This window comes from Chitinophaga flava, from assembly GCF_003308995.1.
GTDB lineage: Bacteria > Bacteroidota > Bacteroidia > Chitinophagales > Chitinophagaceae > Chitinophaga > Chitinophaga flava.
Genome location: NZ_QFFJ01000001.1, coordinates 2,261,621 through 2,276,919, shown reverse-complemented (window position 1 = coordinate 2,276,919; position 15,299 = coordinate 2,261,621). Strand labels below are relative to the sequence as shown.

Below are 15,299 nucleotides of genomic sequence, written 5' to 3'. Positions count from 1 at the left end.
AGCGTATGACACTCAGTGAAAAAGAATTACAGCATTTTAAGCATCCCATCGCGGTACCCGGTATAGGGGTAGGCATGCAGGAAAAACTGAATGGTGCCCGCGTACTGGTTGTAGGAGCCGGCGGTCTTGGCTGCCCGGTGTTGCAATACCTCAGTGCCAGCGGTGTAGGCGTAATCGGTATCGCAGATTACGGCGTCATCAACGACGAAGACATGCACCGTCAGCCTATATACCAGATGCAGGATATCCGTAAACACAAAGCCAAAATGGCTGCCAGCAGATTATGGGCGGTAAATCCATTCACCAAACATTATCCCATGCTGGTGCAGGCCAAACCCGCTAATATAGAGCTGCTGCTGCCCGGCTTCGACCTGGTGATAGACTGCTCCCAGCATCTGCCCACGCACCTGCTCATCAACGACGCCTGCGTAAAACATAACCTGCCCTTCGTGACAGGGGAAGTACATAACTGGATGGCCTGGTATGGTGGTTTTAATATGCCCCTGCCCGATGGTACCCGCTCAGCTACCTATCGTTGTGCCATACCCATCACCGAAGAATACCAGAACTTCGATGCCGGCGCCCTTGGTGCCACACATGGCGTTACTGGTATGCAAATAGTAGTGGAAGTGCTGAAATATCTCATGGACGTGCCCGGCGGACTGGCCGGAAAACTCTATGGCAAAGACTACCTGCACAACCTCACTACCGTGCATGACCTCACTGTAAATGCCGGAGTACTGGAGAAAACCGTGATGGATGGCATATTGACTGCAGAAGACTACGGACTGGACATTGTTCCGGATGTCGAAGACTAACGGTGATAAAAATGATACTTCTGATGCTCCTGATGGAGCGATGATAAAAGCGAAGCCCCCATTGAGTTTTATCAATGGGGGCTTCGCTTTTATTAGCTTAATAACGTATGCCGTTTGTACTTATTTTCGCTTTGCTCTGCGCTTATCGTCATCATCATCATCAGTCACAGACATCACCGTTTTCAGTTCGCCTACTTTCAGCTCATGTTTCATTCCCAGCCTCAGCGCGTAATTTTCAGGCTGGTGGCCGGATGGGAAGCCAAAGCATACCGGATAGTCATACTCTTTGACGATATTGTGGATAATTTCGTATTCCGTTTGTCCGAAAGGTATGTTCATGTCTTTGCCTTCGGTAAAAGACCCTACTACCAGGCCGGCAAGTTTGTCCAGCCATCCGGCACGCTTCAGGTTGTACATCATACGGTCAATGTTATAGCGGTATTCCCCTATATCTTCGAGCAGCAGGATTTTATCTTTGGTATCGATCTGGGATTTGGAACCCGAAGAATTGGCCAGCAGCGACAAATTGCCGCCTACCAGTATGCCGGAGGCAGTGCCTTCCCGGTTCAGTGTATGTGAGGGCGCAGAATAGCGGTAGGATTTACCTTTCAGAGCAGCAGCGAGACTATTTACATATTCATTATCAATAGTTTCGGGTGTAATGCCGCTGCACATCATAGAGTGAAGGGTAGGAATGCCATAACGCTCCTGGATATGTGCATGGAGGATGGTTACATCACTGTAACCACACAACCATTTGGGATGTTTGCGGAAACGGGTAAAGTCAAGTTTATCCAGGATACATACCATACCATAGCCACCCCGCCCAAATACGATTGCTTTTATTTCAGGATCATCCAGCATATCCTGCAGCTCTTCGAGCCTGAGCTCGTCCGGTGCGGAAAAATTATGAAAACTGGTGCCTACAGTAATGCCCAGGTGAACCCGGTAGCCCCATGACGATAACACTCCGGCAGCATATTCGGCCGCCTGCAGCTCCATTTTGCTGCTGGCGCACGTAACTCCAATCAGGTCGCCTTTTTTCAGATATGGCGGAATTTTTACCATTGTACTTTTGTTTACCTTTGCAGATTAGTGAATACTTTTACTATTCGCAAACTAAGGTGATAAATAGTTTGGTGATTCCAAAAACAAAAACGGGAAAAGACATTTATTTAAGCATTCTTTAAGATAGTATGGGAAAATTTAACAGATATCTAATAACTGCGGCATTGCCTTATGCCAACGGCCCTGTCCACATCGGACACCTCGCCGGCTGCTACCTGCCCGCAGATATTTACGTGCGTTATCTGCGCGCTAAAAAAGCAGATGTGAAATTCGTTTGTGGTACCGATGAACATGGTGTGCCTATCACCATCAAGGCCATGAAGGAAAACGTGACGCCCCAGGATATTGTGGACAAATACCATAAAATTATAGGCGACAGCTTCGCAGCCATGGGTATCTCTTTCGATATCTTCGCCCGCACCAGCGCCCCTATACACCACGAAACAGCATCTGACTTCTTCCTCAAAATGTACAATGAAGGCCTTTTTGAAGAAAAAGAATCAGAACAGTACTTCGACCCGGAAAAGAAAGTGTTCCTGGCCGACCGCTATATCGTGGGTACCTGCCCCAAATGTGGCAATGATAAGGCTTATGGCGATCAGTGCGAACGTTGTGGTACTTCCCTTAGCCCTGATGAACTGATCAACCCGCATTCTGCCCTCAGCAATGCCGTGCCGGTCAAAAAACTGACCAAACACTGGTATATGCCCCTTCAGAACTATGAGCCATGGCTGAATGAATGGTTGCTGGAAGGTCATAAAGAGTGGAAAAACAACGTATATGGTCAGTGCAAAAGCTGGCTCGACAGCGGACTGCAAAGCCGTGCGATGACCCGCGACAGCAATTGGGGTATCAAAGTCCCCCTGAAGGATGCAGACGGAAAGGTTCTCTACGTATGGTTTGATGCGCCCATCGGTTATATCTCTGCCACTAAAGAACTCACCCCCAACTGGGCTGACTACTGGTGCAAGGAAGATACCAAGCTGGTGCACTTCATCGGAAAAGATAACATCGTTTTCCACTGTATCATCTTCCCGGCCATGCTCAAGGCGCACGGCGGTTTCGTATTCCCGGACAACGTACCGGCCAACGAATTCCTGAACATCGAAGGAGAAAAAGTATCCACCTCCCGTAACTGGGCTGTATGGGTACACGACTATATCGCCGATTTCCCTGACCAGCAGGATGTACTGCGTTATGTATTATGCAGTACTTCCCCTGAAACCAAGGACAACGACTTTACCTGGAAAGACTTCCAGGACCGCAATAACAATGAGCTGGTAAACAACCTGGGTAACTTTGTAAACCGTACTATGGTGCTGACCCACAAATTGTGCGGTGGCAGAGTACCTCGTTTGCATGAAGAACTGCTGGATAGCGATGACAAGGAACTGCTGGCTGAATTCCAGGCTACTAAACAACGGTTGGAGACCAGCCTGGAAGCTTACCGTTTCCGCGAAGCGCTGGCTGAAGTGATGGAGTTTTCCCGTAAAGGAAACGGCTATATGCAGAAGAAAGAACCATGGATTCTTGCAAAAGCCATGGATAAACTTAAAGCTGGTGAAACGCATCCGACTTATACAGTAGCTGATCTGGAACTGTTACAGAACCGGATAGACAACTGTTTGCATATATGTTTACAGTTGATGGCTAACCTGGCAATCTTCACACATCCATTCCTGCCATTCACATCCAGAAAGATCTGTCATCTGCTGAAAGTGGTAGATCGTATGCTGGAGTGGGAAAATGCAGGCAGCATTAAACTGGTGAATGTAGCATATCCGCTGCGCGAACCAGAACTGCTTTTCCAGAAAATTGATGATGAAAAAATTGCAGCCCAGATAGAGAAACTGCACGCAGGCCTCATCAAGCCAGCTGCAGAAGCTGTCACTGCCGCTCCGGCCGCAGTAGAAGAAAAACCTGCTGCTCCTGCCAAACCTGAAATCCAGTACGATGACTTCGCCAAACTCGATCTTCGTGTAGGTACTATCGTTCAGGCAGAAAAAGTAGAGAAAGCAGATAAGCTGCTGAAACTGCTGGTAGACATTGGTACTGAACAACGTACAGTCGTTTCCGGTATAGCCATGCATTTTAATCCGGCAGATATCATTGGCAAACAGGTAACGCTGGTGGCCAACCTGGCGCCCCGCAAAATGCGGGGTATCGAAAGCCAGGGAATGATTCTGATGGCGGAAGATAATGGCAAACTGGTGTTTGTCAATCCCGCTGAAGCCGTAGCACCCGGTAGCGGAGTGAGCTGATATTGCACCCGGCAGACACATGTAATGATGTAATGTCGCAGTAATAAATTAATACACAAAGGAGTAGAGAGTATTCTCTGCTCCTTTGTGTTTTTTATTCTTCAAAAAAACTGTTCGTCTTTGTCGCTTTGTGTCTTTGCGTGACAAAAAAATCCTAAATTCAAGGATCATAAAAGGCAAAAGCTATGCAAAGACACATCAACAAAGTAGCCGTGCTCGGCTCTGGAGTAATGGGATCAAGAATTGCCTGCCATTTCGCAGGTATAGGCGTACAGGTATTATTGCTGGATATAGCGCCAAAAGAGCTGAATGATGCAGAAAAGAAAAAGAACCTGTCACTCGACAGTACCGTGGTGAAAAACCGGATCGTGAACGATGCACTGCAAGCTGCCCTTAAATCAAATCCATCTCCTGTTTATACCAAAGATGTGGTGAAACGCATCAAAACCGGAAACTTCACGGATGATATGAAACGAGTGGCTGAAGTAGACTGGATCATCGAAGTAGTGGTGGAAAACCTGGACATCAAAAAAATAGTTTTCGACCAGGTAGAACAATTCCGCAAACCCGGTACCCTCATCACTTCCAACACTTCCGGCATTCCTATCCATCTGATGACAGAAGGCCGCAGCGAAGATTTCAAAAAACATTTCTGCGGTACCCACTTCTTTAACCCGCCCCGTTACCTCCGTCTGCTTGAAATAATACCTACTCCACATACAGATGCTGCAGTGATTGATTTTCTGATGCATTACGGCGATCTGTTCCTTGGTAAAACTACCGTGTTGTGTAAAGACACACCGGCATTTATCGCCAACAGAGTAGGCGTGTATTCCATCATGGCCATCTTCCACATTATGCAGGAGATGGGCCTCGGCATCGATGAAGTAGATGCACTCACCGGCCCGGTAATAGGCCGTCCAAAATCAGCGACCTTCCGTACTGCCGATGTGGTAGGTATTGACACCCTCGTGAAAGTAGCCAGGGGCGTGAAAGACAACTGCCCTGATGACGAAGCAGCCAGCATTTTTGAGATACCTTCTTTCCTGCAGAAAGTGGTGGAAAACAACTGGCTGGGCGATAAAACCGGTCAGGGTTTCTACAAAAAAACCAAAGGAGAAGGAGGAAAAGAAATTCTTACGCTCAATCTGCAAACGATGGAATACGGGCCTAAACAAAAGCCCAAGTTCGCCAGCATAGAAGCAGCCAAACCAATCGAAGACCTGAAACAGCGTATCCGCGCGCTGTCTGCCGCTACCGACAAAGCCGGACAGTTTTATCAGCAGTTTCATGCCCGCCTGTTTGCTTATGTATCACACCGTATTCCGGAGATAGCAGATGATATCTACAAAGTAGACGACGCCATGAAAGCCGGCTTCGGCTGGGAGATAGGTCCCTTCGAAACCTGGGACCTGCTGGGGGTGGAAGCCTCCGTGAAAATAGTGGAAGAGAAAGGCCTTACCGTAGCACAATGGGTGAAAGACATGCTGGCAAAAGGTATCAAGAGTTTCTACAAAGCAGAAAACGGAAAGAAATTTTATTACGATATCAATTCCCAGGCTTATAAAACAGTTCCGGGTGAAGGCGAATTTATCATACTAGAAAACTTCTCCAACAATATCGTTTGGAAAAACAACGCCTGCAATCTGGTAGACATCGGCGACGGTGTAGTGTGTTTTGACTGGAAAACCAAGATGAACACCATCGGTGGTGAGGTACTGGAAGGACTAAACAAAGCGGTAGACCTGGCAGAGAAAGGTTTCCGTGGTTTGGTAGTAGGTAACGAAGGCACTAATTTCTCCGCCGGCGCCAATGTGGGCATGATCTTCATGCTGGCAGCTGAGCAGGAATACGATGAGCTGGATATGGCAGTACGCCTCTTCCAGCGTACCACTATGCGTTTACGTTATTCCTCCATACCTGTAGTAGTAGCGCCTCATGCGCTTACGCTGGGTGGTGGTTGCGAAATGGCACTCCATGCGGATAAGGTACAGGCAGCCGCCGAAACCTATATTGGTCTTGTAGAACTGGGCGTAGGCCTGATTCCTGGCGGTGGAGGTACCAAGGAAATGACCCTCCGTGCCAGCCTGGAATTTAAAGAAGGCCGTATCGAAGAAGAGCCACTGAAAGATTATTTCATGGCCGTAGCCACAGCAAAAGTGGCCACCTCCGGCTTTGAAGGCTTTGATATGGGCGTGCTTCGCAAAGGTCATGATGAAATTACCATGAATCCCGGCCGTCTGATTGCTGATGCCAAACGCAGTGTGATCGCACTGGCAGATGAAGGATATACCCGTCCTGTAGAACGCACGGATATCAAAGTGATGGGACGCAGCGCCCTGGGTGCCCTGCTGGCAGGCGTTTACGCGATGAAATTCGGAAACTATATTTCCGAACATGATCAGAAAGTGGCCAATAAGCTGGCTTATGTGATGTGCGGCGGTGATCTCACAGAGCCTTCTTTCGTGAGCGAACAGTACCTGCTGGACCTGGAAAGGGAAGCCTTCCTAAGCCTCTGCGGCGAACGCAAAACGCTGGAACGTCTGCAAAGCGTTATTAAAACAGGTAAACCGGTCCGTAACTAATTATCTACCTCATAGGAAGGGAAATACAGAGAAGATTAGCCATAAGATCTTTCTCTGTATTTCCCTTTATCTTTATATCCTTAATTCTATTTTCCTTGCCAATCTTATCCTTACAAAACATTTCCAAAAGGTTTGGTGCTGTACAGGCACTTTCCGGGGTATCCTTTGATGTGCCGCAAGGTGCTATTTACGGTATACTCGGACCTAACGGCAGCGGTAAAACCACGCTGCTGGGCATCGTTACCGATATCCTGAAGGCGGATACCGGTAGTTTTACCCTTTTTGATAAAACACCTACTGCCCGCGAACGCAGGCAGATAGGGACTTTGCTGGAAACACCCAATTTCTACCACTATCTCAGTGGATACAAAAATCTGGAGATCTCTGCAGCCATCAAACAACGTGGAAAAAACGACATCGCCCGGGTACTGGAGCTGTGCGGGCTTACAGCCCGGCAACATGCTGCTTTTAAAACGTATTCACTGGGTATGAAACAACGGTTGGCGATCGCAGCTGTCATGCTGGGAGATCCGGACGTGCTGATACTGGACGAGCCGACTAATGGCCTCGATCCTGCAGGGATCGCTGAGGTGAGAGAACTGATAAAAAATCTGGCCCAGGCGGGAAAAACCATTATCCTCGCCAGTCATTTGCTCGATGAAGTGGAAAAAGTATGCACCCATGTGGCTATTTTGCGGATGGGTAAATTATTGCGCTCCGGCAGTGTAGACGTGGTTATCAGCCGCCATGATTATCTGGAACTGTCTGCTGCTGATAATGAAGCGCTCAGTGCTGCTTTACAGGCGTATCCCGGATGTACCAGTGCGCAACAGAACGGTCACCTTGTAGTGGCTGTATTCTCCGCTCCGCCGGATGCTGCGCAGGTAAACAGTTACCTGGCCGGCAAGGGTATCTGGCTGCAGCACCTGCAGTTACGCAAAAAGAGCCTCGAAAAAGCATTTCTGGAAATAACCAACGATCCTGCATGAAACTACTCCTCTATACCGAATGGCTGAAAGTAAAGAACTACCGTACTTTCTGGATAATGTTGCTGGTAGCTGCTATCATGATTCCGGCAGGTAACTATGTCCCTGCGGAAGTAATGACCCGTGAAATGGGGCAGGCTACTAAAATGCTGGGGCAGTCGCCTTTCAGCTTCCCTACTGTATGGCAGATGGTCGCCAATCTGAGCAGCTATGTATCTGCGCTGTTTGGACTGATGCTGATTATATTGGTCACCAATGAATATACTTTCCGTACCAGCCGTCAGAATATTATCGACGGATGGGAGCGCCGGCAGTTTGTATGTGCCAAACTGATATGGGTGTTGCTGTTGTCAGTAATTGCTTTGCTGGTGGCCGTACTTACGGCTGTGGTTTTTGGGCTGGCATACGGTACTACCGGCTTTAGCCTGGAAGGCTTTGTTTATATGTGGTACTATTTTTTACAGGTAGTACTCCTGCTGAGCCTGGCTTTGCTGCTCAGTGTGCTGATGAAACGGGCCGGTTTTGCCATGGCTATTTTCCTGGGGTATACGATGATGCTGGAACAGACGCTGGTGCTGTTACTGAAGCGTTATGTAGGCAAGATAGGGAGTCTGTTGCCGCTGCAAACAGGTGATGAATTGTTGCCTTTCCCATTGGTAGGAAAGATGATGCCCGGTACCGACGGGTATAGTGACAGTATTTATTTGTTATGTTTGGTGGGCTATATTGCATTGGCCATCTATTTGGTTTTCAGGAAAGTATTAAAGTCGGATCTGTAAAAAAAGCTATATATTTCACATTCTTTTAAAGCGAAATGTTTGTGAGAGAGCTTAAATTTGTTGAGCAAAGTTAAAAATGTGAAATATGGAAAAACAGGAGCGGATTATATTAGTAACAAATGATGATGGTATAACGGCACCGGGTATACGTGCGTTGATAGAAGCGGTACGTCCGCTGGGTAAAGTGGTAGTGGTAGCACCAGACAGCCCGCAGTCCGGCAAGGGACACGCTATTACCATCGGGGTACCTTTGCGTTTGAATCAGGTAGATATTTTTGAAGATATAGAAGCCTGGCAGTGTTCCGGAACGCCGGTAGACTGCGTAAAGCTGGCCAGGGATAAGATCCTGCACCGCAAGCCGGATATTTGTGTAAGCGGTATCAACCATGGTGCGAATCATTCTATCAACGTAATTTATTCAGGGACCATGTCTGCGGCCATGGAAGCTGCCATAGAAGGTATTCCTTCCGTAGGTTTTTCTTTCCTGGAATACAGCTACGATGCAGACTTTTCACTACCTGCCAAAGTAGCCAGGGAAGTAACAGAACGTATGCTACGTTCCGATCTGCCGGCTGGTACATTGTTCAATGTGAACATCCCGGTTGTGGAGGAAAAGGATTTCAGAGGCCTGCGTCTCTGCCGGCAGGCAGACGCCAAATGGGTAGAAGAGTTTGATGAACGTCGCGACCCTCACGGTAAAAAATATTACTGGCTTACCGGACAGTTTAAAAACAGGGATACAGGAGAAGATACGGATGTGTGGGCCCTGGAAAACAACTATGCATCCATGGTGCCGGTACAGTTTGACCTGACCAACTACAGGCTGAAACAGCAGCTGGAAGCAGACTGGAAAGATCTGTAAAACTTACGGCAACCTTAATATCGCCATTATAATAACAGTATGTTGAAAAAAGACAACCTTTCCTTAGGAATTGTTCTGGGGTTGATAACCCCGCTGGTAGCATTTTTCCTGTATTATTTTTTCCTCATCAGACCTCATAACAATATGGGGCTGGGACAGTTTTTAAACATCCTGAAAGACAACAGGCAAATGATTCCCAAAATCATGAGTGTTTGTGTGTTGCTCAACGGGTTGGTCTTTTTTCTGTATACCAGGACCAGGAAAGACATTACAGCAAAAGGTATTTTCCTGGTAACGATGCTGTATGCAATAGGCATGCTGTTACTGAAACTGATCAGATAATTTTTAATAAACACCAGATTGAAATATTACATTATAGCAGGAGAGGCGTCAGGAGATCTGCATGGCAGCAACCTGGTCAGGCGGATGAAGCAGCTGGATACTGCAGCAGATATACGGGGATGGGGCGGTGATCTGATGGAAGCTGCCGGGGTAAACGTGGTGAAGCACTACAAGGAACTGGCCTTTATGGGTTTTGTGGAGGTAGTGATGAATCTGCGGACGATCCTGCGTAATATGGAGCTGTGCAAAAAAGATATTGCTGCCTTTAAACCCGATGTACTGGTGCTGGTAGACTATCCCGGCTTTAACATGCGCATCGCGGAATGGGCCAAACAGCTGGGTATTAAAACAGTTTACTACATCTCTCCCCAGGTATGGGCCTGGAAAGAAAGCAGGGTGAAGAAGATTAAGCGGGATGTGGACAAAATGCTGTGTATCCTGCCGTTTGAACAGGAATTCTATCGCAAATGGAATTTTGAAACGGAGTATGTAGGGCATCCGCTGGTGGAAGTGATCAAAAACGCCAAAGAAGCGCCTGCAGATGCGCCGCTGTCCAGCAAGCCGGTGATAGCCGTATTGCCGGGTAGCCGTAAGCAGGAAGTAAGCGTAAAGCTGCCGATTATGCTCACGATGGCCAAACATTTCCCGGATTACCAGTTTGTGGTGGCACAGGCCCCCAGCCTCGACGACCATTTCCTGGAAGGTCTCACCGGTCAGCATCCCAACGTATCGATGGTGAAAGGCAAAACCTACAGATTACTGCGCCAGGCAAAGGCAGCCCTGGTAACATCGGGTACCGCCACCCTGGAAACAGCCTTGTTTGGCGTGCCGGAGGTAGTATGTTACAAAGGCAATCCTATCTCTTATTTTTTTGCTAAAAAGCTGATCAAGGTAAAATATATCTCTCTGGTTAACCTCATCATGGACAGACCAGTAGTGAAAGAGCTGATCCAGCACGATCTCACTGAAGAAAACCTGCTGACAGAACTCACCAGTCTTCTTAAAAACGATGGTGCCCGCCAGCGTATCCAGGCCGATTATGCCGAGTTATGGCATAAACTCGGTGAAAAAGATGCCAGCGGCAGGGCAGCTGAAGTAATCGTGAATTACGCAAAAGGAAAATAATTTAAAGAGATTTATAAAAGGGAGCAGCCATTGACACCAGGTCAATGGCTGCTCCCTTTTTATCAAAAATCAGAATATCAAAAGTCTATAATCTCCGCGGGCTATCATCATACACATCACTATCATCACATACATCACAGTTCCGGTTAATGCCTTCTCATTAATCTTATAATCATCACAATCAAGGCGATGACGAAAAGAATAATGGAGATGCGGTTCATGCCATGCATCATAGCCACATAACGCGTTTTGGGCGCATTGGGGTCACCTTTACCAATATAGAAGTATCTTAATATTTGTCGCCACAAGCTTTTCATGTACCAAAGATCGTAAATCAATGTTATTTTTGGAACTGGTAGAAAAATCAAGTTATGAAATACAATAGATGGGGTCGATGGCTGATATCGATCTTTTTTTTAACCTGTTTTACTAAATCGATTTATGCAGCGGAGATCGTTGCTGATACACTGGTTTCAGGATGGGAATTCTCTCGTGTGGACGAAGGCATATGGCGACCGGCGACTGTTCCCGGCACGGTACATACTGACCTGCTGGCATTGCAACTGATACCCGATCCTTTTGTAGGCACCAATGAAAAAGCGGTGCAGTGGGTCGATAAAAAAGACTGGCAATATCGCAAAAGATGGAAGCTGACTGCCAGTGATCTGCAGTATGATGTACTGGAACTGGATTTCAAAGGACTGGACACCTATGCGTCTGTATACGTGAATGGGCACCTGGTATTACAATCTGCCAACATGTTTGTAGAACAGGTGGTGAATGTAAAACAGTGGCTGCATGAAGGCGAAAACGAATTGAGGGTGCTGTTCGAAAGCCCTATCAAACATGATATGCCACAGTTTCTGAAAGATCAGGTGATCTATCCGGCTGGTAATGATGCCAGTGATATTCCGCTCAGTGTATACGCCCGCAAAGCGCCGTATCATTATGGTTGGGACTGGGGCCCCCGTCTGGTGACTGCCGGCATATGGAAACCCGTATACCTGAAAAAATGGAATAAAGCGATCATTCGGGATATATGGTGGCAACAGCAGCAGCTGGACGCCGCTAAAGCTGCTATAAATGCAGTGCTTACGCTGGAAACGGTAACAGCAGGCACTTACAGCCTGAAGCTTTCCGCTGCCCTGCCGGGAGCCGGACAGCAAACCATCACCAAAGTAGTAACGCTGCAAAAAGGCACTAATACCATTCAGGTACCGGTACAAATCAAACAGCCGAAACTATGGTGGCCGGCAGGTTTGGGCGATCCTACCCGTTACACCATGTCTGCTCAACTGGTGGATAAAAACACAGTGTTGGCCACAGATCAACAGTTGATAGGACTCCGTACAATTGAAGTGGTGAATAAACCAGATAGCCTGGGCGAAAGCTTTTACGTGAAAGTCAATGGCCGCGCGGTTTTTATGAAAGGAGCCAATTATATTCCGCAGGATAATTTTCTGCCAAGGGTTTCTGAAAAGAAGTACCGGCAGCTGTTTGAAGATATGCAGTCCAGCCATTTTAACATGGTGCGTGTTTGGGGAGGTGGTGTTTATGAAGATGACCAGTTTTATGCACTGGCAGATGCCAGCGGGATTTTAGTATGGCAGGACTTTATGTTTGCCTGCACGCTGTATCCGTCTGATACGGCGTTTCTGGCCAATGTAAGGCAGGAAGCTGCATATACGATAAAACGTTTGCGTAACCATCCTTCGCTGGCGTTGTGGTGTGGCAATAATGAAGTGGCCGTGGCGATTAAGAACTGGGGCTGGCAGAGCGGTTATGCCTATACGGACGCACAATGGGCGAGCTTGCAACAAGGCTACGATCAGTTGTTTAAAGAGCTGTTACCCACTGTGGTGAAGGAAAATGATCCGGGCCGGTTTTATTTTCATTCTTCTCCTATCAGCAACTGGGGCAAAAAAGAAGATTTTACCAAAGGCGACAACCACTACTGGGGCGTATGGCATGGTATGGAATGGTTTGAAGCATTTAACACACATATACCGCGGTTTATGAGTGAGTATGGTTTTCAGTCATTCCCCGAAATGGCCACCATCGACAGTTTCGCGACCAAAGCCGATTACGATATTTTTTCCAATGTGATGCAGGCGCATCAGAAAAGTCCGGCGAAAGGTAATACTGCCATTAAAACCTATATGCTGCATTATTACCACGCACCCAAAGACTTCCCTTCTTTTGTATACCTGAGTCAGGTGCTGCAGGCTGAAGGCATGAAAGTGGCGATAGAGGCACATCGCAGGGCGATGCCTTATTGCATGGGTACTTTATACTGGCAGTTGAATGACTGCTGGCCCGGACCTTCCTGGTCTGGCCGGGATTATTACGGCCGCTGGAAAGCCTTGCAGTATTACGTGAAAGATGCTTTCACGCCATTGCTGGTATCTGGTCTGGTAGAAAACAAACAGCTGGGTATATGGCTGGTATCTGACGAAAACAAAGACCAAAAGGGAGATCTGGAGCTGATAGCCACCAACCTTTCCGGTCATCCGTTGTGGCAGCAAACGTTAAAGAATATCACCATAAAAGCCAATACCAGCAATAAAGTGATTGCTGTGGACACGGCTGCCATTCTGAAGGGAAGGAATCCTGCTGAGGTAATATGCTATGCACAACTGCGAATTGACAATAAGATTATCAAGAGGAATATCTTTTATTTTGTGCCTGCGAAGGAGATGGCCCTGGAAGAGCCGTCTGTTGCGGTAACATTCGGGAAGCAACCGGCGCAGGATAACGTGGTGTATATGACTGTTAAAGCGGAGAAACTGGCGAGAAATGTTTATTTACAGCTGGACGATGCTACGCCGGAAGAAAGGTTTGAAGAGAATTATTTTGATCTGCTGCCTGGCGAAAACAAAACTATCAGGATATATACAAAACGTAATCCGGTAGCCATCAGGGCTGCACTGAAGGTGACCTCTTTGGTAGATACTTATAAAAACTGATTTATGAGAAAATTATGGATGGCATTGGGTTGTGCATGGCTGACAATAAATGCGGCCAGTGCGCAAACAGAAGAATTGCCTTATGTGCCGGAAACAGATCCGGCTGTAGTGCAGAAACTGGATGAGTGGCAGGACTGGAAATTTGGTATGATCATTCATTGGGGGCCATATTCCCAGTGGGGTGTGGTGGAGTCATGGAGTATCTGCCCGGAAGATGAAGGGTGGACCGCCCATAACCCTAAGATGTCTTATTTTGAATATCTGCAAAAGTATGAGGCGCTGGGTAAAACGTTCAATCCTACACGGTTTGCTCCTGAAAAGTGGGCGAAAGCAGCCAGGGAAGCAGGTATGAAATACCTGGTGTTTACCACCAAGCACCATGATGGTTACTGTATGTTTGATACCAGACAGACAGATTACCGCGTGACCGCTCCTGACGTGGCTTTTAGCAAAAATCCACGGGCCAATATTGCCAAAGAAGTGTTTGAAGCTTTCCGTAAGGAAGGTATTCATGCAGGTGCCTATTTTTCCAAGCCTGACTGGCATTCCGATGCCTACTGGTGGAACTATTTCCCGCCCCGCGACCGTAATGTGAACTATGATGTAAAAAAATATCCTGAAAGATGGAATCAGTTCAAGCAGTATACCTACAATCAGATCGAAGAGCTGATGACTGGTTACGGTAAACTGGAGATCCTCTGGCTGGATGGCGGCTGGGTAAGACCTTTGCGTCAGCAGACCAAAGAATCCCTTTCCTGGAGCAAAACACCACCACAGGATCAGGATATCGATATGGGCAAAATTGCCAAAATGGCCCGGAGCCACCAGCCAGGCCTGATTGTGGTAGATCGCAGTGTACACGGGCCATATGAAAACTACCGTACCCCTGAGCAGCAGATCCCTGATAAGCCGTTGTCTTATCCCTGGGAGACCTGCATGACGATGGGCGGTTCCTGGTCCTATGTGCCGGATGACAAATACAAGCCGGTAGGTACACTTATTCACAATCTGGTGGATATCGTGGCCAAAGGGGGTAACTACCTGCTGAACGTTGGTCCCGGCCCCGATGGAGAACTGCATGAAGCTGCCTATACCACCATGAAAGGTATCGGAGAGTGGATAAAAGTGAATGGTGCTGCGATTTATGGTACCCGGGCGGTAGCGCCTTATAAAGATGGAAAGGTATGTTTTACCCGGAAAAAAGATGGCAGCGTATATGCGATATACCTGCTGGACAACCAGGAAAAGCTTCCGGCCACGATTACATTTAAGGGTCTTAAACCGGCCAGGGGTGCGGCTATGCAGTTGCTGGGTGCATCCGGTAAACTGGGATGGAAATCCGTAGGGGATACTGTTACCGTAAGTATACCTGAAAAGCTGCGTCAGCAGGCCTGGAATTACGCGGTAGCAATCCGTATCGAAGCTGTGGAAAAGATGTGAATATGATGTGAATACAGTATTCGTTCGCGTAAATAAGAAAAACAGGCTGTTGCTAACCCGCGGCAGC

General features: G+C 47.5%; 12 protein-coding genes. 10 read left to right on the top strand and 2 right to left on the bottom strand.

Annotated features, from left to right (window positions below):
- Positions 1 to 5 precede the first annotated feature (5 nt).
- Complete coding sequence (locus DF182_RS09100) at positions 6 to 818, top strand: HesA/MoeB/ThiF family protein (protein WP_113615322.1); 813 nt, start codon at positions 6 to 8, stop codon at positions 816 to 818.
- A gap of 120 nt (positions 819 to 938) precedes the next feature.
- Here the strand turns inward: DF182_RS09100 and DF182_RS09095 are convergent, their stop codons facing one another.
- Entirely contained in the window at positions 939 to 1,886 is a 948-nt protein-coding gene (locus tag DF182_RS09095; protein WP_113615321.1) for a S66 peptidase family protein, read from the bottom strand.
- Between the two features lie 128 nt (positions 1,887 to 2,014).
- Here DF182_RS09095 and metG point away from each other — a divergent pair, with 128 nt between their 5' ends.
- The 7 genes from metG to lpxB all read left to right on the top strand — a co-directional run bounded on the left by metG (position 2,015) and on the right by lpxB (position 10,826).
- Positions 2,015 to 4,147: a methionine--tRNA ligase gene (metG, locus tag DF182_RS09090; RefSeq protein ID WP_113615320.1), complete on the top strand. Its 2,133-nt coding sequence runs from the start codon at positions 2,015 to 2,017 to the stop codon at positions 4,145 to 4,147.
- A 185-nt stretch (positions 4,148 to 4,332) separates the two neighbouring features.
- Positions 4,333 to 6,732: a 3-hydroxyacyl-CoA dehydrogenase/enoyl-CoA hydratase family protein gene (locus DF182_RS09085; RefSeq protein WP_113615319.1), complete on the top strand. Its 2,400-nt coding sequence runs from the start codon at positions 4,333 to 4,335 to the stop codon at positions 6,730 to 6,732.
- A 95-nt stretch (positions 6,733 to 6,827) separates the two neighbouring features.
- The gene (locus DF182_RS09080; RefSeq protein WP_113615318.1) at positions 6,828 to 7,721 is read left to right on the top strand and encodes an ABC transporter ATP-binding protein; all 894 of its coding nucleotides are present in this window, start codon (positions 6,828 to 6,830) and stop codon (positions 7,719 to 7,721) included.
- Positions 7,718 to 8,497, top strand: coding sequence for an ABC transporter permease (locus DF182_RS09075; protein ID WP_113615317.1), 780 nt, complete (start codon positions 7,718 to 7,720; stop codon positions 8,495 to 8,497). Before DF182_RS09080 ends, DF182_RS09075 begins: the two co-directional genes overlap by 4 nt.
- An 85-nt stretch (positions 8,498 to 8,582) precedes the next feature.
- A complete protein-coding gene (gene surE, locus DF182_RS09070) occupies positions 8,583 to 9,359 on the top strand; it encodes a 5'/3'-nucleotidase SurE (RefSeq protein ID WP_113615316.1) in 777 nt (258 codons plus the stop codon).
- Positions 9,360 to 9,398: 39 nt separating this feature from the next.
- On the top strand, positions 9,399 to 9,701 hold the full coding sequence (locus DF182_RS09065) for a hypothetical protein (protein ID WP_113615315.1): 303 nt from the start codon (positions 9,399 to 9,401) through the stop codon (positions 9,699 to 9,701).
- Positions 9,702 to 9,719: 18 nt separating this feature from the next.
- The gene (gene lpxB, locus DF182_RS09060; protein WP_113615314.1) at positions 9,720 to 10,826 is read left to right on the top strand and encodes a lipid-A-disaccharide synthase; all 1,107 of its coding nucleotides are present in this window, start codon (positions 9,720 to 9,722) and stop codon (positions 10,824 to 10,826) included.
- A gap of 146 nt (positions 10,827 to 10,972) precedes the next feature.
- Here lpxB and DF182_RS32805 read toward each other — a convergent pair whose 3' ends face one another.
- The gene (locus tag DF182_RS32805; protein ID WP_317048413.1) at positions 10,973 to 11,143 is read right to left on the bottom strand and encodes a DUF6728 family protein; all 171 of its coding nucleotides are present in this window, start codon (positions 11,141 to 11,143) and stop codon (positions 10,973 to 10,975) included.
- Between the two features lie 54 nt (positions 11,144 to 11,197).
- Between DF182_RS32805 and DF182_RS09055 the strand changes: the two genes are divergently transcribed.
- Both DF182_RS09055 and DF182_RS09050 read left to right on the top strand, forming a co-directional pair.
- Positions 11,198 to 13,792, top strand: coding sequence for a beta-mannosidase (locus DF182_RS09055; protein WP_113615313.1), 2,595 nt, complete (start codon positions 11,198 to 11,200; stop codon positions 13,790 to 13,792).
- A gap of 3 nt (positions 13,793 to 13,795) precedes the next feature.
- Positions 13,796 to 15,232: an alpha-L-fucosidase gene (locus DF182_RS09050; protein ID WP_113615312.1), complete on the top strand. Its 1,437-nt coding sequence runs from the start codon at positions 13,796 to 13,798 to the stop codon at positions 15,230 to 15,232.
- Positions 15,233 to 15,299 lie beyond the last annotated feature (67 nt).

Coding starts and splice junctions, on each gene's coding strand:
- DF182_RS09095 (WP_113615321.1), bottom strand. CDS start 1,886: ATGGTAAAAATTCCGCCATATCTGAAAAAAGGCGACCTGATTGGAGTT.
- DF182_RS09065 (WP_113615315.1), top strand. CDS start 9,399: ATGTTGAAAAAAGACAACCTTTCCTTAGGAATTGTTCTGGGGTTGATA.
- DF182_RS09075 (WP_113615317.1), top strand. CDS start 7,718: ATGAAACTACTCCTCTATACCGAATGGCTGAAAGTAAAGAACTACCGT.
- DF182_RS09100 (WP_113615322.1), top strand. CDS start 6: ATGACACTCAGTGAAAAAGAATTACAGCATTTTAAGCATCCCATCGCG.
- DF182_RS09055 (WP_113615313.1), top strand. CDS start 11,198: ATGAAATACAATAGATGGGGTCGATGGCTGATATCGATCTTTTTTTTA.
- DF182_RS09050 (WP_113615312.1), top strand. CDS start 13,796: ATGAGAAAATTATGGATGGCATTGGGTTGTGCATGGCTGACAATAAAT.
- DF182_RS32805 (WP_317048413.1), bottom strand. CDS start 11,143: ATGAAAAGCTTGTGGCGACAAATATTAAGATACTTCTATATTGGTAAA.
- DF182_RS09085 (WP_113615319.1), top strand. CDS start 4,333: ATGCAAAGACACATCAACAAAGTAGCCGTGCTCGGCTCTGGAGTAATG.
- metG (WP_113615320.1), top strand. CDS start 2,015: ATGGGAAAATTTAACAGATATCTAATAACTGCGGCATTGCCTTATGCC.
- surE (WP_113615316.1), top strand. CDS start 8,583: ATGGAAAAACAGGAGCGGATTATATTAGTAACAAATGATGATGGTATA.